Origin of the sequence: Piscinibacter sp. XHJ-5, assembly GCF_029855045.1 — a bacterium.
Classification (GTDB): Bacteria; Pseudomonadota; Gammaproteobacteria; order Burkholderiales; family Burkholderiaceae_C; genus Albitalea.
This window is the reverse complement of sequence record NZ_CP123228.1, coordinates 5,751,351-5,770,426: the sequence shown is the minus strand read 5'-3', so window position 1 is coordinate 5,770,426 and position 19,076 is coordinate 5,751,351. Positions and strand designations below refer to the sequence as shown.

22 protein-coding genes are annotated in these 19,076 nt (G+C 68.7%); 12 read left to right on the top strand and 10 right to left on the bottom strand.

Going from position 1 to position 19,076, the window contains the following annotated elements; genetic code table 11:
* Window positions 1-25 precede the first annotated feature (25 nt).
* From P7V53_RS27320 to P7V53_RS27290, 7 genes are read left to right on the top strand one after another with little or no spacing between them, the layout of a single operon-like run.
* Entirely contained in the window at window positions 26-262 is a 237-nt protein-coding gene (locus tag P7V53_RS27320; RefSeq protein ID WP_280152638.1) for a formate dehydrogenase, read from the top strand.
* Window positions 263-296: 34 nt separating this feature from the next.
* Window positions 297-3,254: a formate dehydrogenase subunit alpha gene (locus P7V53_RS27315; RefSeq protein WP_280152637.1), complete on the top strand. Its 2,958-nt coding sequence runs from the start codon at window positions 297-299 to the stop codon at window positions 3,252-3,254.
* A 19-nt stretch (window positions 3,255-3,273) separates the two neighbouring features.
* Entirely contained in the window at window positions 3,274-3,909 is a 636-nt protein-coding gene (fdh3B, locus tag P7V53_RS27310; protein ID WP_280152636.1) for a formate dehydrogenase FDH3 subunit beta, read from the top strand.
* Entirely contained in the window at window positions 3,906-4,121 is a 216-nt protein-coding gene (locus tag P7V53_RS27305) for a hypothetical protein (RefSeq protein WP_280152635.1), read from the top strand. Before fdh3B ends, P7V53_RS27305 begins: the two co-directional genes overlap by 4 nt.
* 16 nt (window positions 4,122-4,137) lie before the next feature.
* A complete protein-coding gene (locus P7V53_RS27300) occupies window positions 4,138-5,259 on the top strand; it encodes a formate dehydrogenase subunit gamma (RefSeq protein WP_280152634.1) in 1,122 nt (373 codons plus the stop codon).
* 14 nt (window positions 5,260-5,273) lie between these two features.
* The gene (locus P7V53_RS27295; RefSeq protein ID WP_280152633.1) at window positions 5,274-5,666 is read left to right on the top strand and encodes a hypothetical protein; all 393 of its coding nucleotides are present in this window, start codon (window positions 5,274-5,276) and stop codon (window positions 5,664-5,666) included.
* 30 nt (window positions 5,667-5,696) lie between these two features.
* Window positions 5,697-6,557, top strand: a complete 861-nt coding sequence (locus tag P7V53_RS27290; RefSeq protein WP_280152632.1) for a formate dehydrogenase accessory sulfurtransferase FdhD — start codon at window positions 5,697-5,699, stop codon at window positions 6,555-6,557.
* Here the strand turns inward: P7V53_RS27290 and P7V53_RS27285 are convergent.
* Window positions 6,538-7,515 (bottom strand): MBL fold metallo-hydrolase, encoded by a 978-nt coding sequence (locus P7V53_RS27285; RefSeq protein ID WP_280152631.1) that lies wholly within the window; start codon window positions 7,513-7,515, stop codon window positions 6,538-6,540. The genes P7V53_RS27290 and P7V53_RS27285 overlap by 20 nt on opposite strands.
* A 3-nt stretch (window positions 7,516-7,518) precedes the next feature.
* Window positions 7,519-8,043 (bottom strand): Mpo1-like protein, encoded by a 525-nt coding sequence (locus P7V53_RS27280; protein ID WP_280152630.1) that lies wholly within the window; start codon window positions 8,041-8,043, stop codon window positions 7,519-7,521.
* Window positions 8,044-8,197: 154 nt separating this feature from the next.
* Between P7V53_RS27280 and dcd the strand changes: the two genes are divergently transcribed.
* The 3 genes from dcd to P7V53_RS27265 all read left to right on the top strand — a co-directional run bounded on the left by dcd (window position 8,198) and on the right by P7V53_RS27265 (window position 10,122).
* Complete coding sequence (gene dcd, locus P7V53_RS27275) at window positions 8,198-8,767, top strand: dCTP deaminase (protein ID WP_280152629.1); 570 nt, start codon at window positions 8,198-8,200, stop codon at window positions 8,765-8,767.
* Between the two features lie 79 nt (window positions 8,768-8,846).
* Complete coding sequence (locus P7V53_RS27270; protein WP_280152628.1) at window positions 8,847-9,710, top strand: neutral zinc metallopeptidase; 864 nt, start codon at window positions 8,847-8,849, stop codon at window positions 9,708-9,710.
* 7 nt (window positions 9,711-9,717) lie between these two features.
* Window positions 9,718-10,122, top strand: coding sequence for a DUF1801 domain-containing protein (locus P7V53_RS27265; protein WP_280152627.1), 405 nt, complete (start codon window positions 9,718-9,720; stop codon window positions 10,120-10,122).
* Here P7V53_RS27265 and P7V53_RS27260 read toward each other — a convergent pair.
* Entirely contained in the window at window positions 10,106-10,369 is a 264-nt protein-coding gene (locus P7V53_RS27260) for a hypothetical protein (protein WP_280152626.1), read from the bottom strand. The two genes, P7V53_RS27265 and P7V53_RS27260, sit on opposite strands and share 17 nt — an antisense overlap.
* Window positions 10,370-10,491: 122 nt before the next feature.
* Window positions 10,492-11,130 carry an NAD(P)-dependent oxidoreductase gene (locus P7V53_RS27255; RefSeq protein WP_280152625.1) on the bottom strand — a complete coding sequence of 213 codons (639 nt, stop codon included), beginning with the start codon at window positions 11,128-11,130 and terminating at the stop codon, window positions 10,492-10,494.
* A 99-nt stretch (window positions 11,131-11,229) separates the two neighbouring features.
* On the opposite strand from P7V53_RS27255, the gene P7V53_RS27250 reads away from it, so the two are divergent.
* Complete coding sequence (locus P7V53_RS27250) at window positions 11,230-12,135, top strand: LysR family transcriptional regulator (protein WP_280152624.1); 906 nt, start codon at window positions 11,230-11,232, stop codon at window positions 12,133-12,135.
* Here P7V53_RS27250 and P7V53_RS27245 read toward each other — a convergent pair.
* The 4 genes from P7V53_RS27245 to dinB form a co-directional block, all read right to left on the bottom strand.
* Complete coding sequence (locus P7V53_RS27245; protein WP_280152623.1) at window positions 12,132-12,827, bottom strand: plastocyanin; 696 nt, start codon at window positions 12,825-12,827, stop codon at window positions 12,132-12,134. The two genes, P7V53_RS27250 and P7V53_RS27245, sit on opposite strands and share 4 nt — an antisense overlap.
* 29 nt (window positions 12,828-12,856) lie before the next feature.
* Window positions 12,857-13,318 (bottom strand): group 1 truncated hemoglobin, encoded by a 462-nt coding sequence (locus P7V53_RS27240; protein ID WP_280152622.1) that lies wholly within the window; start codon window positions 13,316-13,318, stop codon window positions 12,857-12,859.
* A gap of 22 nt (window positions 13,319-13,340) precedes the next feature.
* Window positions 13,341-14,270, bottom strand: a complete 930-nt coding sequence (locus tag P7V53_RS27235) for a DUF3034 family protein (protein WP_280152621.1) — start codon at window positions 14,268-14,270, stop codon at window positions 13,341-13,343.
* 104 nt (window positions 14,271-14,374) lie between these two features.
* On the bottom strand, window positions 14,375-15,604 hold the full coding sequence (dinB, locus tag P7V53_RS27230) for a DNA polymerase IV (protein WP_280152620.1): 1,230 nt from the start codon (window positions 15,602-15,604) through the stop codon (window positions 14,375-14,377).
* 223 nt (window positions 15,605-15,827) lie between these two features.
* Here dinB and P7V53_RS27225 point away from each other — a divergent pair, with 223 nt between their 5' ends.
* Complete coding sequence (locus P7V53_RS27225) at window positions 15,828-17,729, top strand: PAS domain-containing sensor histidine kinase (RefSeq protein ID WP_280152619.1); 1,902 nt, start codon at window positions 15,828-15,830, stop codon at window positions 17,727-17,729.
* Window positions 17,730-17,735: 6 nt separating this feature from the next.
* On the opposite strand, the gene P7V53_RS27220 is transcribed toward P7V53_RS27225, so the two are convergent.
* Both P7V53_RS27220 and radC read right to left on the bottom strand, forming a co-directional pair.
* Complete coding sequence (locus tag P7V53_RS27220; RefSeq protein ID WP_280152618.1) at window positions 17,736-18,389, bottom strand: Smr/MutS family protein; 654 nt, start codon at window positions 18,387-18,389, stop codon at window positions 17,736-17,738.
* Window positions 18,386-19,060, bottom strand: coding sequence for a DNA repair protein RadC (gene radC, locus P7V53_RS27215; protein WP_280152617.1), 675 nt, complete (start codon window positions 19,058-19,060; stop codon window positions 18,386-18,388). The genes P7V53_RS27220 and radC overlap by 4 nt, the downstream gene beginning before the upstream one ends.
* Between the last annotated feature and the right edge of the window lie 16 nt (window positions 19,061-19,076).

The following is a 19,076-nucleotide window of genomic DNA, read 5'->3' as shown; positions in this document are numbered from 1 at the left end:
GGACACAACTCCTGGAGAAAAGATCATGAAGTCGAGCGCTTTGGATCGGAATGCCGATACGGGGGGTACGCCCCCCACCCGACGCCGCAGCCTCCTGCTCGGCGCGGGGGTGGCAGGCGCGGCGGCGATTGCCGCCAAGACGCTTCCCGTCGCCCCCGAGCAAGCCGTGGCCCAGGCGAACCAGCCGGCCGCCGCCGATCCCCAACAAGGCTATCGCCTGACGCAGCACGTGCTGCGCTACTACGAGACCACCAAAGTCTGATTCCGGGCGGCACGCTCCAGCCCGAGGAGGAATCATGTTGCTCACGCGCAAATCGTCCGACGCGCAGGCCGCGTCGCCGTCGTCTTCGCTCGTCTCCAGCCTGGCACGCGGTGTCTCGCGGGCCATTCCCACGATGGACCGGCGCGCCTTCCTGCGCCGCTCGGGGCTGGGGGTCGGCGCCGGCCTGGCCGCCTCGCAGCTCACGCTCGTGCGCAAGGCCCATGCGGCCGACGCGCCCAAGGGTGACAAGTCGTCGAAGATCGAAGTCCGCCGCACCGTGTGCGGCCACTGCTCCGTCGGCTGTGCCGTCGACGCGGTGGTCGAGAACGGCGTCTGGGTACGCCAGGAGCCGGTGTTCGACTCGCCGATCAACCTCGGCGCGCACTGCGCCAAGGGTGCGGCGCTGCGCGAGCACGGGCACGGCGAGTACCGCCTCAAGTACCCGATGAAGCTGGTCGACGGCAAGTACCAGCGCATCTCCTGGGACCAGGCGCTCAACGAGATCAGCGCCAGGATGCTCGATCTGCGCAAGCAGAGCGGCCCCGACTCGATCTTCATCGTCGGCTCGAGCAAGCACAACAACGAGCAGGCGTACCTGCTGCGCAAGTGGGTCAGCCTGTGGGGCAGCAACAACTGCGATCACCAGGCGCGCATCTGCCACTCCACCACCGTCGCCGGCGTGGCGAACACGTGGGGGTATGGCGCGATGACGAACTCCTACAACGACATGCAGAACTCGAAGTGCGCCATGTACATCGGGTCGAATGCCGCCGAGGCGCACCCGGTGTCGCTGCTGCACATGCTGCATGCCAAGGAGACCGGCACGAAGATGATCGTCGTCGACCCGCGCTTCACGCGCACGGCGGCGAAGGCCGACGAGTACGTGCGCATCCGCTCGGGCACCGACATCGCCTTCCTGTTCGGGATGCTGCACCACATCTTCAAGAACGGCTGGGAGGACAAGAAGTACATCGCCGATCGCGTCTACGGCATGGACAAGGTGCGCGACGAAGTCCTCGCCAAATGGACCCCCGACAAGGTCCAGGAGGTCTGCGGCGTCGACGAGGCCACCGTCTACAAGGTCGCCAAGCTGATGGCCGACAACCGGCCCAGCACCGTCGTGTGGTGCATGGGCCAGACCCAGCACACCATCGGCAACGCCATCGTGCGGGCCTCGTGCATCCTGCAGCTCGCGCTGGGCAACATCGGCGTGTCGGGTGGCGGCGCCAACATCTTCCGCGGCCACGACAACGTGCAGGGGGCGACCGACGTCGGGCCGAATCCGGATTCGCTGCCCGGCTACTACGGCGTGGCCGAAGGCGCGTGGAAGCACTACGCCAAGGTCTGGGACGTCGACTTCGAGTGGATCAAGAAGCAGTTCGCTCCCGGCATGATGACCAAGTCGGGCATGACGGTGTCGCGCTGGATCGACGGCGTCCTCGAGAAGAACGAGCTGATCGACCAGGACAGCAACCTGCGCGGCCTGTTCTTCTGGGGCCACGCGCCCAACTCGCAGAGCCGTGGCCTCGAGATGAAGAAGGCGATGGACAAGCTGGACCTGCTGGTCGTGATCGACCCGTACCCGTCTGCCACCGCCGCCATGGCTGCGATGCCCGGCAAGCCGGAGGACCTGAACGCGAACCGCGCCGTCTATCTGCTGCCGGCCGCAACGCAGTTCGAGACGTCCGGCTCGGTGACCGCGTCCAATCGGTCGCTGCAGTGGCGCGAGAAGGTGATCGAGCCGCTGTTCGAGGCGCGGACCGACCACATGATCATGTACCAGCTCGCCGACAAGCTCGGCTTCGGCAAGGAGCTGGTCAAGAGCCTGAAGGTGGTCGCGGCCAAGGGCGGGATGATGGAGCCGGAGCCGGAGTCGATGCTGCGGGAGATCAACCGCAGCAACTGGACGATCGGCTACACCGGCCAGAGCCCCGAACGGCTCAAGGCGCACATGCGCAACATGAACGTCTTCGACGTGAAGACGCTGCGGGCCAAGGGCGGCGTCGACAAGGAGACCGGCTACAAGCTCGACGGCGACTACTACGGCTTGCCGTGGCCGTGCTACGGCACGCCCGAGATCAAGCACCCCGGCAGCCCCAACCTCTACGACACCTCCAAGACGATGATGGAGGGCGGTGGCTGCTTCCGCGCGAACTTCGGGGTCGAGCGCGACGGCGTCAGCCTGCTGGCCGCCGACGGCTCCTTCCCCAAGGGTTCGGAGCTGACGACCGGCTATCCGGAGTTCGACCACATCCTGCTCAAGAAGCTGGGCTGGTGGGACGATCTCACCGAGGCCGAGAAGACGGCGGCCGAGGGCAAGAACTGGAAGACCGACCTGTCCGGCGGCATCCAGCGCGTGGCCATGGCGCGCAACTGCCACTTCTGGGGCAACGCCAGGGCGCGTGCCGTGGTGTGGAACTTCCCCGATCCGGTGCCGCAGCACCGCGAGCCGCTTTATTCGCCGCGCCCCGACCTCGTCGACAAGTACCCGACGCACGACGACAAGAAGGCCTTCTGGCGACTGCCCACGCTGTACAAGAGCGTGCAGGAGAAGAACAAGGAGATCTCCAAGCAGTTCCCGCTGGTGATGACTTCGGGACGCCTGGTCGAGTACGAAGGCGGCGGCGAGGAGACGCGCTCCAATCCCTGGCTGGCCGAGCTGCAGCAGGACATGTTCGTCGAGATCAACCCGGCGGCCGCCAACGACCGCGGCATCCGCAACGGCGAGATGGTGTGGGTGAAGACGCCCACGGGCGCCAAGCTGAACGTGCGCGCGCTGGTCACGGAGCGGGTCGACCGCGGCACGGTGTTCCTGCCGTTCCACTTCTCGGGTCGCTGGCAGGGGGTCGACCTGAAGCCCTACTACCCCGAAGGGTCCGCACCGGTGATCCGCGGCGAGGCGATCAACACGGCGACCACCTACGGCTACGACAGCGTGACGATGATGCAAGAGACCAAGACCACGCTGTGCCAGGTCGAGAAGACCGCCTAAGCATCCTCAGGAGCCTGACATGGCACGAATGAAATTCATCTGCGACGCCGAGCGCTGCATCGAGTGCAACGGTTGCGTCACCGCCTGCAAGCAGGAGAACGAGGTGCCGTGGGGCGTCAATCGCCGCCGCGTCGTCACGCTGAACGACGGGGTGCCGGGCGAGCGCAGCATCTCGGTGGCCTGCATGCACTGCAGCGACGCGCCGTGCATGGCGGTTTGCCCGGTCGACTGCTTCTACCGCACCGAGGAAGGCGTGGTGCTGCACGACAAGGACGTCTGCATCGGCTGCGGCTACTGTTCCTACGCATGCCCGTTCGGCGCGCCGCAGTTCCCGACCAACGGCACCTTCGGGCTGCGGGGCAAGATGGACAAGTGCACCTTCTGCGCCGGAGGTCCCGAGGCCAACGGCAGCCAGACGGAGTTCGAGAAGTACGGCCGCAACCGCCTGTCCGAAGGCAAGCTGCCGGCCTGCGCCGAGATGTGCTCGACCAAGGCGCTGCTGGGCGGCGACGGGGACGTGGTGGCCGACATCTTCCGCACCCGCGTGCTCAACCGTGGCAAGGGCAGCGAGGTCTGGGGCTGGGGCACCGCCTACGGCAAGCCGACGCAGGGCGCGCCGGCCGCGCCGCAAGCCAAGGAGCCCACCAAGTCATGAGGCGCCTGATGCTGATCGCCGTGGTGATGGGGCTCGCCGCCTGCTCGGAGCGCCCGCAGACCGCCAATCCGCGCAGGTCGGACACGCTGGCCTGGCAGGGCGCCAATGATCCGTATGTCGCTCCGGGCTGGAAGGCCGGCGACAAGACGAGCTGGGAAGAGCAGATCCGCACCCGCGCGCAGACGCAGAACGAGTACGCGAAGACGAAGTGACGTCCGAGGAGTGCGCATGCATCATGGCCTGATCCGAATCGTCTTGCTGGGCCTCGCGCTCGCCTTCGGCGGCGCCGCGTCGGCGCAGCAGGAACCGACGGCACCGCGCTTCGCCGCGCCGGCCAGCACGGTCGCCGCGCCCGAGCCCAAGCCCGACGACACAAATGCCCTGCGCGCGAAGAGCCAGCCCGGCAACAACGCGCCGTTCTGGCGCCAGGTGCATGAGTCGGGCACCAAGGCGGGCATCACGTCGCTGCCGGGAGCCGAGAAAGGCGTGCTGGTGCAGCCTTTCGTCCAGTACCCGGGCTCGCGCTACACCAACGCCGGCGAGGCGTGGCGCCAGGTGCGCAACGATTGGATCATCCCCTACGGCAGCGCGCTGTTGGTCATCGTGCTGGTCGCCATCGCGCTGTTCCACTGGCGCAAGGGGCCGATCGGCCACGCCGAGAACCGCGGCGGGACGATCGAGCGCTTCACGTATTTCGAGCGCGCCGCGCACTGGACCAACGCCGTCGCCTTCTGCGTGCTGGGCATCTCCGGCATCGTGATGGCCTTCGGCAAGTTCTTCCTGCTGCCGATCACCGGCCACCTGCTGTTCGGCTGGATCAGCTATCTCCTGAAGACGGCGCACAACTTCTTCGGACCGCTGTTCGCGGTGTCGCTGGTGATCGTCATCGTCACCTTCGTGCGTGACGAGCTGCCGCGGCGCGGCGACCTCACGTGGATCAAGAAGGGCGGCGGCATGCTGGGCGGCGAGGAAGTGCCATCGCACCGCTTCAACGCCGGCGAGAAGCTGCTGTTCTGGGGCGGCGCGGTGCTGCTGGGCCTCATCGTCGTCGGCTCGGGGCTGGTGCTCGACAAGCTGCTTCCCGGCCTGGACTACCTGCGCAGCGACATGCAGGTGGCGCACATGGTCCATGCCGTCGCTGCCGTGTTCATGATCGTGCTGCTGCTGGGGCACATCTACCTGGGCACGGCCGGCATGCGCGGCGCCTACCGCGCCATGCGCGACGGCTATGTCGACGACGAGTGGGCACGCGAGCACCACGCCCTGTGGCACCAGGACATCGAAGCCGGCAAGATCCCGGCGCAGCGCTCGCGCCAGGCGCCGCCGGCCGAGCCCGTCATCCAACCTTGAGAGGAATCGTCCGAATGAAGCCGCTTGCCCCGACGCTGCTCGTGCTGATGCTGATCACGCCGTTCGCGCAGGCCAAGCTGCCGCCGCTGTCGCCCGACGCGCAGGCCAAGGCCGACGAAGCCAAGGCCAAGGCCGCCTGGAGCGACAAGGTGGCCGCCTTCCAGCTGTGCCGATCGATGGACAAGGTCGCCGAGTCGTACCGCCAGAGCGCCAAGGCCGCCGGCAAGGAGACGAAGCCGGCGACGCCGACGCCGCCGTGCGCCGAACCGGGTGCCTTCGTGGCGGCCGCGCCGGCCGGCAGCAAGCCGATCGAAGCCTCCGGCGCGCATTCGCCGCCGTCGACGGCGGCCACGCCGCCGAGCGTGAGCCCGGCCACGCAGACCCAGCTGCAGGGCGCCAAGAAGTAGGCCGCACCGGGAGGCGAGACAATCGCTTCCATGTCTCTCGTCCCGCGCCTCACCGAAGCCCGTGCCCCGCTGACCCGCGACGTCGAGGTCCTCGACGAGTTCGGCGCGCGCCGCACCATCACCATCCCGGCCGAGCGCTCGCTGACCGTGTTCGTCGACAACCGCGAGCTGGTCACGCTGATGACGCTGGGCGCGGCGCCCGAGCTGCTGGTGCTGGGCTACCTGCGCAACCAACGCCTGGTCGACTCGGTGACCGACATCGATTCGATCACCGTCGACTGGGACGTCGAGGCGGCGGCGGTGAAGACCCGCGCCGGGATCGAGCGCTTCGACGAGAAGACCGCCAGGCGGGTCGTCACCACCGGCTGCGGCCAGGGCACGGTGTTCGGCGACATGATGAGCGAGCTCGAGACGCTGCGCCTGCCGCGCGTCGACGAGCCCCATGCGCGCCTCTCGCAGGCCACGCTCTACGGGCTGCTCAACGCGATGCGTCTGCAGGAGAGCACGTACAAGTCGGCCGGCTCGGTGCACGGCTGCGCGCTGTTCCGCCAGGACGAGCTGCTGATGTTCGTCGAGGACGTCGGCCGCCACAACGCGATCGACACCATCGCCGGCTGGATGTGGCTGCACGGGATGGAAGGCGCCGACAAGATCTTCTACACCACCGGGCGGCTGACCAGCGAGATGGTCATCAAGTCGGCGCAGATCGGCGTGCCCATCATCGTCTCGCGCAGCGGCATCACGCAGATGGGCTACGAGGTGGCGAGCAAGTTGGGACTTTGCCTGTTCGGCCGGGCAACGAACAAGCACTTCATCTGCTATTGCGGCTTCGAGCGCTTCGACGCGCAGCCGCTGCCGTCCGCCGTTGCCCCTACGGAACGAACGGCGTGAGCGGCGGCGGCAGCCGCACCTCCACATGGTCGGGCCCCGCGCGCTTCAGCAGGTCGTCCATCGCGACGCCGAAGTTGTCCGCCAGCAGCGGCATGGGGACCAGAGGCTCGTCGAGCGAGCGCCAGAACGTGTCCCAGTGGATGGGGATGACGCGCTTGGCGCCGACCCGCTTGACCACCTCGTTCCAGTAGTCGGTCCGGTAGGCCTCGTCCTTCTTGCCCAGCGTCGCGACGCCGAGGAACACGATGTCGGCGCGCCGGCCCGACAGCGCGCCGGGAATGAAGCCCGCGCTGCCTTGCACCAAAGCCCTGAATCCGCTGGGGTGCTCCACGAAGATCGACCACGTCTGGCCTTCCCGCCAGGCGGTGGCGCGGGCCGGCGGCACCAGCGGGGCGGCGACCGGGTCGGGCGTCATGCCATCGGTGAACGGCGTGGGGCTGTGGCGCGATGCGACGAAGCTGAGCGTGAAGCGGCCCAGTGGCAAGGTATCGCCGGGCTTCACTTCGCGCATCTGCTTCTCGGCGAGCCCCGCACCGCGGCCGATGTTCAGCGTGGAGGCCGAGCCCACGAGCAGGGCGCCGGTCCGATCGGCAACGACGGGCGCGTCCATCGCGTGGTCGTAGTGCGAATGCACCGGCACGACGGCGGCGAGCCGCGTGACTTCGAGCCGCCTCAGCATGCGATCGACGGTTGCCGGATCGGGGGCGATGCGGCCGATGAGCGACGACACCGGCGGTCGGGTGAAGAACCCGTCGGTCATCCACGCCGTCTCGCCGTCGTCGAACAGCAAGGTCGTGTTGCCCGCGAAGGTGACGCGCACGCCACGCGCCGTCGCGGGCGCTGGCGGCAATATGAGGTGGCGATAGGGATCGAGCGAGGGATGACGGCTGGCCTGCACCGCGACATACAGCACCGCCAGCGCGATGAGCGCCAGCAGCGCCAGGACGGCGCGGCGCATCGTTCAGGGATGGGCGAGGTCGCGCAGCATCGTCGGGCCGACGCGGCGCTCGATCTCGTCGAGCAGGCTCTTGCCCCAGCCCAGGCCGAACAGGAACTCGCCGGTCACGAACATCGGCCCGACCAGCAGCCCGACGAGATCGTCGACGAAGGCGGGCTTGCGCCCTTCGTAGTAGTGGCCGATGAACTGCAGGATCCAGCCGACGACGAACACGCCGACGCCCCAGCTCAGCCATGCGCCGGTGCTGGCCGCGGGCACCTGGTGGGCCAGCAGGATCAGCACGAAATTGACGAAGCTGACGGCGGCGCCGAGCACGAAATTGCCGCGCGTCAGGTACCACAGCGTCGCCGCGCCCCAGACCAGCCACGCCGGTGTGAGCGTGCGGCCGCCGACGGCGAACTCGGGCCGCGACAGCAGGATGCCGATCGCGAAGACGATCAGCGGAATGCCGATGAAGTGGGTGGTGATGTTGCGGCGGTCGCGGTGATAGGCCGCGTACTGCACCATCAGTTCGGTGGCGTTGCGCATGGCTCAGCTCCTTGCAGGAATCCTCTTGGGAGTTGTCTCGATGCTAGTGCAGCACAGGCGATGGCCGCTGTCAAAATGCGGACACCACCGAGACTCCGAGGAGGCACCGGCTTCGTCGGTACCTAGAATCGCCGGAACTTCCGAGGAACGACGCATGACGATCAAGAGCGACAGGTGGATCCGCCGAATGGCCGAGCAGCACGGGATGATCGAGCCGTTCGAGCCGGGCCAGGTTCGTCACGCGGCCGACGGCCATCGCATCGTCAGCTACGGCACGTCGAGCTACGGCTACGACATCCGCTGCGCGCCCGAATTCAAGGTCTTCACCAACATCTACAGCACGGTCGTCGACCCCAAGGCGTTCGACGAGAAGAGCTTCGTCGACATCGAGTCCGACGTCTGCATCATTCCGCCGAACAGCTTCGCGCTGGCGCGAACGGTGGAGTACTTCCGCATTCCGCGCAACGTGCTCACGATCTGCCTCGGCAAGAGCACATACGCCCGCTGCGGGATCATCGTCAACGTGACGCCGTTCGAGCCCGAGTGGGAGGGCTACGTGACGCTCGAGTTCAGCAACACGACGCCGCTGCCGGCCAAGATCTATGCGGGCGAAGGCTGCGCCCAAGTGCTTTTCTTCGAGAGCGACGAGGTCTGCGAGACCAGCTACAAGGACCGCGGCGGCAAATACCAGGGCCAGCGCGGCGTCACCCTGCCCAAGACCTGAGCCGGGCGGGCACGCCGGTTGCCGGTCCATCCTGAGCGTTCGGGCCGGAGATTTCTTCGACGCCCGTGAGGAGACTGTCATGCGATGGCAAGGCAACCGCCAGAGTGACAACGTCGAGGACGTGCGAGACGCCGGAGGCGGTGGCGGCTTTCGCCTGGGCGGCGGAAGCATCGGCCTCGGCTCGGTGGCCATTGCCGTCGTCGCGGGCTGGCTTTTCGGCATCAACCCGCTGACCATCCTCGGCTTGATGAGCGGGGGCACGACGCAGGAAGCGCCGGTCGGCCACAAGCCGCCGGCCGACGACGAGATGGCGCGTTTCGTGTCCACCGTGCTGGCCGACACCGAGGACGTCTGGCGCGCGAAGTTCCGACAGTCCGGTCAGACTTACCGTGAACCCAAGCTGGTGATCTTTCGCGGCGCCACGCCCACCGCGTGCGGGCAGGGACAGTCGGCGATGGGACCGTTCTATTGCCCGGTCGACGAAAAGGTCTACATCGACCTGCGCTTCTACGAAACGATGAAGTCTCGGCTCGGCGCGCCGGGCGACTTTGCGCAGGCCTATGTGATCGCTCACGAAGTGGGGCATCACGTGCAGCGGCTGATGGGCATCACCGACAAGGTCGAGGGCATGCGGGGCCGCGTCAGCCAGGCCCAGGGCAACGCGCTGAGCGTGCGGCTGGAGCTGCAGGCCGATTGCTTCGCCGGCGTGTGGGCCCACGACGCGCAGGCGACGCGCCAGATTCTCGAGCAGGGCGACGTGGAGGAGGCGCTGAACGCCGCCTCGCAGATCGGCGACGACACCCTGCAGCGCCGCTCGCAGGGAACCATCGTGCCGGAAAGCTTCACCCATGGAAGCAGCGCGCAGCGCGTGAGCTGGTTCAAGCGGGGCCTCCAGAGTGGCAGCGTGAACCAGTGCAACACCTTCGAGGCGCGCGATCTGTGAGCCTGCCATGCGTTCCATTCTTCGCCCCGCAGCCCTGATCGAGACCTGGTTCGACACCCTGCGTCCCGAGCAGAAGGACTTGGCGCGACGCCTTCGCGAGCTGGTCACGTCAGCTGCGCCGGAGCTGCAGAGCTCGGTGAAGTGGGGAAACCTGATGTTCACCTACGAAGGCACCCACGCAGTGGCCATCGTGATGCACAAGGACCACGCCAACCTGCAGATCTTCAACGGCGCGGCCTTGATCGACCGCTTTCCCGAACTCGAGGGCACCGGCCGCGGCGTGCGCCACTTGCGGTTTCGCTATCGGTATCCGGTGGACGAGGAACTCGTGCAGCAGGCCGTGCAGGCGTGCGTCGAGCTGATGGAACAGGTGCCGCGCACGGCGCCCGGGGCGCTCACCGAAGAGCAGTGATCCAGTCGCAGCGCAGCCGGCCCCTGCGGTGCATGCGCTTGCGCCATGACACATAGGCGCCGGGCACGAAGACCAGGCTCAGGCACACCAGCGGAGACCAGAATCCGCCGACCAGCAGGGCTGCCGGAAGACCGACCCAGCCGATCATCCAGAGGGTGAGCACGGCGTCCCAGACGGTGCTCTCCAGCGGGTGCTCGCGATGACGCGTGTGCCACAACTTGAGGGCATGGAACTGATGGAGCGTCATGTGGAGCCTCCGGTGCGAGCGGTGCTCCACTGTAAGCTTGGCGTCAGGTTTCGAAAACCCCATGGATGCCGGTCGGCCCGGCTGTTTCGCTTGGTTGCACCAGCCGCCTCGCCGCCTGACGATCAATAGGCCAGCGTGAAGCGCTGCCGCACGTGCCGGGGCTTCTCCAGCTCGTCGACGATGGCCACGGCCAGATCGTCCACGGAGATGCGGCCGGGTTGGGCGCCGTCCATGAGCACCTCGTCGCCCCCGAGCCGGAAGCGCCCGGTGCGCGGCCCCGGCTGCAGCAGCGGAGCGGGCGACACGAAGGTCCAGTCGAGCGCCTGCTCCTCGCGGATCAGGTCGAGTGCGTCGCGCGCGATCTGTGCCTCGGTCTTGTATTCGGCCGGGAACTGCGGGGTGTCGACGAGCTGCACGCCCGGCGCCACGTACAGGCTGCCCGCGCCGCCGACCCACAGCACGCGCTTGACGCCCGCGCGCTTGGCACCGTCGAGCAGGGCACGCAGACCGGCCAGATAGCGTGCGCGAAAGTCGGGCGTGCCGCGCGCGTTGTAGGCGCTCACCACCGCGTCATGCCCTTCGATGGCGTGCGCCACCTGGTCCACATCGCCTGCGTCTGCCTCGAGCACCTCGAGACCCGGTCGGGCCGCAAGCTTGCCCGGCGTGCGCGCGAGAGCGGTGACCTGGTGCCGGCGCTGGAGGGCTTCGCCCAGGACCTTGGAGCCGACGAAGCCGGTGGCGCCGATGAGTGCGATCTTCATGAAGCGTTTCTCGTTGATGGGAGGCTGGTGACGATAGGGGCTTCACAATGGACCGACTAGCTGGCAGACGGCGGCAACACTGTTAAGCAGACCTTCACAATGGACGAACTCAAGCGCATGGCCGTGTTCGCCACGGTCGTCGAGCAGCGCTCGATGAGCGCGGCGGCCCGCCTGCTGGCGATGAGCACCTCCGCCGTCAGCCAGCAGGTGCGCCAGCTCGAGCGGGCGAGCGGCGTGACCCTGCTGCACCGCTCGACGCGCAAGCTGACGCTGACCGCGGCGGGCGAGCAGTTCTACGACGGCTGCGCCGCCATGGTCGCGGCGGCGCGTCGCGCCCAGCAGCAGCTGGCCCAGTCCCGCGACTCGCCATCCGGCGAGCTGCGGCTGTCCGCGCCGGTCGGCTTCGCGCGCCATGTGGCGCCGGCACTGGGCGGCGTGCTCGGTGCCCATCCGGCGCTCCTGCTGACGCTGCTGGTGGACGATGCCCGCATCGATCTGATCGAGGCGCGCATCGATCTGGCTGTGCGTTTCGGCCGGCTGCCTGATTCATCGTGGGCGGCGCGGCGCCTGTGCGGCTTCGAGTGGCTGCTGTGCGCGTCGCCCGATTGGCTGGCCGCGCATGGCGAGCCCCACCGCCCGGACGATCTGCTGTCGGCGCCCTGGCTCGGTTTCGCCCGCGAGGGCCGCCAGCTTCACCTCGAGCTCGCCGGCCCGCAACATGAAAGCCGCAGCCTGCGCCTGGAGGCGCGCATCACCAGCAACAACCAGCTTTCGATCCAGCAGATGTGCATGGCGGGACTGGGGCTGGCGCGCCTCGCGCGCGTCGACGTGGCCGACGAGCTCGCCGCCGGGCGGCTGGTGGCGCTGCTGCCCGACTGGCGGCTTCCGCTGCTCGATGTCTGGGCCGTCACGCCGCAGCGCGACGCGCAGCCGGCAAAGGTGAAGGTGGCGATCGAGGCGCTGCGGGGCTACCTGTCGACCTTGCCCGGCGCGGTGAGTCCCTAGCTGCGCCGCCGCCGAGGCGTGAAGTTGAGCTGCGCGCTCGCATTCACGGGCGCGGCACCCATTTGCAAGCGCTGGGTGGCCTGCTCCTGCAACTGGTCGGGATGCCACAGGTTCAGCTCGATCGCGCCGTCGGGCACGCCGTCGATGGTCGCGATGCCGTTGGCGTCGGTCTTCGCGAAGAAGGGCGTGGCGCTCACGTAGACCTGTCCCCGCATCGACGAGTGGATGTGGCAGCCTAGGCCGATCGGGCCGGGCTGGTCGACCTTGACGTCGACCGAGGTCGTGCCCGACTTCTTGCGGTAGGGCGTCACCTTGTAGTCGTCGACCACGGTCGGCGCGGCGCCTTCCGCGGCGTCCAGCCGCAGCTCGAAGCTCTTCACCGCCGGCATGCTGCCCAGCGGTCCGCTCGGCGTCGACCGCACGTGGTGGTCATAGCCGTCCTTGTTGACGAAGCGCAGCGTGCTGCCCACCGGCACGATGGTCAGGAAGGGCGCGAATTTCAGGCTCTCCTGCGCGATGACGACCGGGGCCGCGGCCGGCCTGGGCGCCACCTTGCTGGCGGTGTCGATCAGCACGACGACGTCGGGCGTCGGCTTGCCGTCCTTGTCGGTGACGCTGACGTTCATCTGGCCGGCGTGAGCGGCGCCGGCGGCGAGGCCGCTGGCCAGGAGGAGGAGCAGAGGCTTGATCATGGTGGTCCGATGTCGCTGGAAGGGGTGGGTTACTTCACGTTGACGATGTCGCGGTGCATGGGCGCGAGTTGCGCCAGCAGGCGGTTCTGCGCGCTGAAGGCGATCCCTTGCGCGTCCATCGCCTGCTGCAGCACCTCGACGAGCGCGTTGAAGCCGGCACGGTCGATGTCGAAGCCGTCGTGCACCTGCTTCATGTCGGGTCCCTGCAGCTTGCAGGGACCGCCGGACACCTCGCAGAACTGCGTCACGAGCTGCTCCTTCACATGCGCCTGGTCGACGTCCTTGAAGAAGGGTCGCATGCGCGCGTCGGCAAGAAGGCGCTGCATGAAGTCGTCCATCAGCCTGACCAGGCCCGGCTGGCCGCCGAGCTGGCGGTACAGCGAGTCGTCGGCGGGAACTGCCGGCTTGTACAGGGCCTGCGCGCAGGCCGGTGTCGTCGTCAGCACGCCCAGGCTGACGGCGCAGGCGCAGAGGAAGGTCTTCGGTTTCATGCGGCTCCTTGCAACGGCCTGGTCAGTACGCGAGCTGCAACGACGCATAGGTGCCGGTCTGGCGCCGCGCGACGATGCCCGGCACGACGCGCCCGAGGTCCACGTACGCCAGCGTCAGCGACAGGTATTTGGACGGCGCCCAGGCGACGAACACATCAGCCCAGTCGTCTTCTTTCAGCGCATCGCCGAGCACCGACGGGTTGAGGTTGTCGGGCTTGGCGCGGTACTCGGCGCCGATCGCGATGTCTCTGCGCAGCAGCCACGCCACCGAGAGCTCGGGCTGGAACGAGTAGCCCGTGCGGACGGTTCCGCCGAAGCCCAGCAGGCCGTTCTGGTTGGCCCGGGTCGCGCGCAGCGTGCCGTTGAGCAGCAGGGCTTGCGCCAGCAGCAACTTGGTTGCGCTGACATGGACATCGGTGCCGTGCGTCTTCGCGCCCAGCAGGGCAAGCGTCGGCGCGAGATCGCCCGCGCCGGTGCGCTTGTGCTGCAGGCCCAGCGCGATCTGTGGCATCGGGCTGTCGCTGTCGAGCACGGCGTCGCCCGCGACACGCCACTTCACGCCGGCAATGTCCTGCTTCAGGCGCAGGCCGGGCAGGCCCAGCGCCGCGCCGGCCGGGCCGGTGTCGAGCTCCTGGCGAGCCAGCGACAGCTCCACGCGATCGGCGATGCCCACCACGGCGCCGCCGGCCGTCAGGGCATAGTCCTTCGTCCTCGCGCGCGTCAGGTGTGCTGTGGCGCCGACCTGGCGCTCGGTGGCGTAGCTGCCGATCACCGCCCAGGGCGTGAGCCCGCCGCCGGCCGCGCCGTCGATGCTGCCGACCCCGCCGGTGAGCAGCAGCTTGCCGCTGCCATGGCCGAAAGGCGCAGGCGCCGGTCCTGCCTGGGCACATACAGTCCCGGCCGCCAGGGCCCACACGCAGGCGATGGCGGCTCGTCGTCGCGGGTGGCGCATCGGTTCCCTCGTTCTGGTTGTTCGCGATGATCAAGGCGATCCGCTGCGGTGTACGCACGCCGCGCGGCCTCGGATGCGGGCCGCTGTCCGCTTTCGGGGATATGTCACGAACCCGGTTCGGGCGGCGCATCGAACAGCGGCAGCCCGTACAGCGGCGGTTCCTCCTGCGCCTGTGCAGCGGGCGGCTCTTCCTGCGGGTGGGGCGCCACCAGGTCGGCCAGCCGCGCAAGCGTGCCGGCGCGTACGCCCAGAAGGCGCAGACGGCGCGAGAGGTCGACCCGCTTGAGGCACTCGCCGGCGGCGCGCCGGATGGTGCGGGCGTCCATGGTGTGCGCCGCGAGGGTCAGGTCGCGCGTGACGATCCTGAAGTCGTCGAAGCGCAGCTTGATGCCGATGGTCTTGCTCGCATAGCCCTTGCGCGACAGGTCGCCGGCCAGCTCCACGCACAGCTCGGTGAAGATGGCCCCGAGCGCGGCACGGTCGCGCACCGCGTGCAGGTCGCGCTCGAACGTCGTCTCGCGGCTGATGGACTTGGGCTCGCTGTAGGTGACCACCGGACGGTCGTCGCGTCCGTGCGCGGCCTCGTGCATCCACGCGCCGTAGCTCTTGCCGAACTGCGCGACCAGGAAGGACGGATCGGCGGCGGCGAGGTCGCCGATGGTGTGAATGCCGAGACCGGACAGCTTCTCGGTGGCCTTGGGACCGATGCCGTTGATCTTCTTCGCCGGCAGAGGCCAGATGCGCGTGGGGATGTCCGCCATCGAGAGCAGCGTGAGGCCATCGGGCTTGTCGAGGTCGGAGCAGATCTTGGACAGCAGCTTGTTCGGCGTGACGCCGATGGAGCAGGCGAGCCCCGTGGCGTCGCGCACGGCGCTCTTGAGCGCCCGCGCCGCAGCCAGGCCGGCATCGGCCTGCGCGCCCGGCACATCGGTGAGGTCGATGTAGATCTCGTCGATGCCCCGGTCTTCGACGAGCGGCGCGACCGTCCGCACCGCGGCCTTGAACAGGCGTGAGTACTTGCGGTACTCGTCGAAATCCACCGGCAGCAGCACGGCGTCGGGCGCGAGCTGCGCGGCCTTCATCACGCCCATGCCGGAGTGCGCGCCCAGGGCGCGCGCCTCATAGGTGGCGGTGGTGATCACGCCACGACCGGTGTACTCGCGCAGCCGCGCGTAGCGGCGCGTGCCGTCGGCGAGCCGCACCGGCGCGTGCGCACGCCCGCCGCCGATGACCACGGCGTGGCCGCGCAGATCGGGATAGCGCAACAGCTCCACCGAGGCATAGAACGCATCCATGTCGAGATGGGCGATCAGGCGTGGCGGCGGACAGGACATGGCGAGGTCGCGGTCGATCGGCAATGGACGTTTCGCCAAAGCGGTCTCTGGGGCGCACCAACCCGAACGGCTATGCTGTACAGGGGCTTGCGCGGTGCCGAGGGAAGGCTGTATGGATCGACAGTAACATGGCGTCGGCACGCCGGGCAAGCGGCCTCGCGAACGCACAGCGAAAGTCACCAGGCAGCATGCAAACCCGCACGAATCCCGACAGGCTCCAGCCTTGAGTGCGAAGCCCGCTCCACCGAGCGGCGCCTCGGCGCCGCTCGATCTGCACCGCGACGAAGCCTTTCGCGCGCTGGTCGAAGGCGTGCGCGACTACGCGATCTTCATGCTCACGCCGGACGGCCACATCGCGACCTGGAACACGGGCGCGGAGCGCATCAAGGGCTACCGAGCGGCCGAGATCATCGGCCAGCACTTCTCGGTCTTCTACGCGCAGGACGCACGCGACCGCGGCTGGCCCCAGGAAGAGCTGCGACGCGCTGCCCGGGACGGGCGCTTCGAGGACGAAGGATGGCGGCTGCGCAAGGACGGCACGCGCTTCTGGGCGAACGTGATCATCACCGCGCTGCGCTCGTCCGGCGGGGACCTGGCCGGCTACTCGAAGATCACGCGCGACCTCACCGAGCGGCGCCAGCACGAGGAGGAACTGCGGCGCAGCGAGGAGGTCTTTCGCCAGCTCGTCGAGGGCGTGCAGGACTACGCGATCTTCATGCTCGATCCGGACGGCATCGTCAGCAGCTGGAACGTCGGCGCGCAGCGCATCAAAGGCTACAGCGCCACCGAGATCATCGGCCAGCACTTCTCGGTCTTCTATCGCAAGGTGGACGTGCTGCGCGGCTGGCCGCAATACGAGTTGCTCACCGCCGCCAAGAACGGCCGCTTCGAGGACGAGGGGTGGCGCGTGCGCAAGGACGGCTCGCTGCTGTGGGCCAACGTTCTCATCACGGCCGTGCGCGACAAGAGCGGGGTGTTGCGCGGCTACTCCAAGATCACGCGCGACCTCACCGACCAGCGCCGCCGCGAGCAGCAGCTCAAGGAAAGCGAGGAGAACTTCCGCCTGATGGTCGAGGGCGTGAAGGACCATGCGATCTTCCTGCTCGACACCGACGGCATCGTGCTGAGCTGGAACGCCGGCGCCGAGCGCATGCATGGCTTCAGCGCCGACGAGGTCATCGGCCGCAGCGCGGCGATGTTCCACACGGAGGAGGACAACGCCGCCAACAAGCCGCTCACCGAGCTCGCCATCGCCCGCTCCACCGGCTCCTCCGAAGACGTCGGATGGCGCATGCGGCGCGACGGTACGCGCTTCTGGGCTGACGTGACCATCACCGCGCTGCGCGACCGCGACGGCTTGCCGCGCGGCTTCGCGCAGGTCACCCGCGACCTCTCGGAGCGCCGGCGCGTGCAGGAGCTCGAGACCGAGGGCCAGCGCATCAACGAATTCATCGCGATGCTGGCGCACGAGCTGCGCAATCCGCTCGCGCCCATCGGCAATGCGGTGGGGCTGCTCGAGCGGCTGGGCACCACTCCCGAGCTGGACTGGTGCGCCAAGCTCATCGGCCGCCAGGTGAAGCACCTGGCGCGGCTGGTGGACGACCTGCTCGATGTGAGCCGCATCACCAGCGGCAAGATCCAGGTGCGCCACGAGCCCATCGAGCTGGGCGGGCTGGTGGCCCACGCGCTGGAATCGGTGCGTCCCCTGGTGGCCGATGCCGGCCATGCGCTGGAGGTGTCGCTGCCCGAGGAGCCGGTAAGGCTCGAAGGCGATCCGACGCGCCTCACCCAGGTGGTGGTGAACCTCGTGACCAACGCAGCGAAGTACACGCCGCACGGCGGACTGGTGCGCGTGTGGCTGGAGCAGCGGGGCGCCGCCGCGCACCTGCATGTCGTCGACAACGGCGTCGGCATGTCCAAGCAGCTCATCGACTCGGCCTTCGACCTGTTCGTGCAGGGCGACCGCACGCTGGACCGCTCGCAGGGCGGCCTCGGCATCGGGCTCACGCTCGTCAAGCGCATCGTGCAGCTGCACGGCGGCACCGTCACGGCCACCAGCGCCGGCGCGGGCCTGGGCACCGAGTTCACGGTCTCGCTGCCGGTCGAGTCCGGGGAACGAGGCTAGGGCCTGTCAACGCGGCGCGTGACGCGGCCGCAGCAGCACCAGCAGCGCACCGTGGCCGCCGTCGGACGCGCGCGCCTGCGCAAAGGCAATCACCTCGCGCTTTTGCACCAGCCAGCTCTTCACCCTGGACTTGAGCACCGGCTCCTTGCCCGGCGAGCCGTTGCCCTTGCCGTGCACCACCCGCACGCAGCGCAAGCCGTGCCGATCGGCTTCGCGCAGGAAGGCGGCGAGCTGCTCGCGCGCCTGTTCACGGCGCAGCCCATGAAGGTCGATCTGAGCCTGGATGGCCCAAGCGCCGCGGCGCAGCTTGCGCACGACCTCGGGGCCGATGTCGTGACGGCGGAACGAGAGGGCGTCGTCGGTCTCGAGCAGGGTCTCGACATCGAATTCGTCGGAGATGGCCTCGTGCAGCACTGCCGCTTCGTCCCGCTCGCGCTGACGTGGCAGCGGGTGCGGCCGCGGGCGCTCCACCGCTGCCTTCACCGCGTGGCGCAGCGGCACCACGGGGCCTACCGTACGGGCGAAGAGTTCCCGCTCGCGCTGGTCGCGCGCAGCCGCCTCGCGCGCCTGCGCCTCGCGGCGCGCCGTTTCGGCGGCGTGCTCCTGCAGCGCCTGCTTGAGTGCAGCGAGGTCCTGCAGGCTGTTCGCGCGGCGGGTCACAGCAGCCCCCGTTCGGCGAAGGAGACGACCTCTGCCTTGCCGACCACCAGGTGGTCGAGCACGCGCACATCGATCATCTGCAGCGCAGCGGCCAGCGTGCGGGTGAGGAACTCGTCGGCGCGCGAGGGCTCGGCGACGCCGGACGGATGGTTGTGGGCGAGGATCACCGCTCCCGCATGCAGCTGCAGAGCACGCTTGACCACTTCGCGCGGGTAGACACTCGTTTGCGACAAGGTGCCGCGGAACATTTCCTCCAGCCGGATCAGGTGGTGCTGCGCATCGAGGAACAGCACCGCGAAGACCTCGTGCTCGTGCGCCGCCAGCTTCAGGCGCAGGTAGTCCTTGACCCGCTGCGGCGAATCGAACACCGGCCGCTCGGCCAGCTGCTGCGCCAGCGAGCGGCGCGCGAGCTCCATCACCGCCCCGAGCTCGGCCCGCTTGGCCGGACCGAGCCCCTTGATGCACGCGAGGTCGGCCGCCTGCGCCTGCAGCAGGCCCGCCAGCCCGCCGAAGCCATGCAGCGTGCGCTCGGCCAGCTGCAGCACCGACGTGCCCTTGAGGCCGGTGCGCAGCAGCAGCGCGACGAGCTCTGCGTCGGCGAGCGCGGACGGGCCGTGGGCGAGCAGCTTTTCGCGGGGCCGGGCGGCGGCCGGGATGTCCTTCAGGGCCATGTCGGAGGTGGGCGGG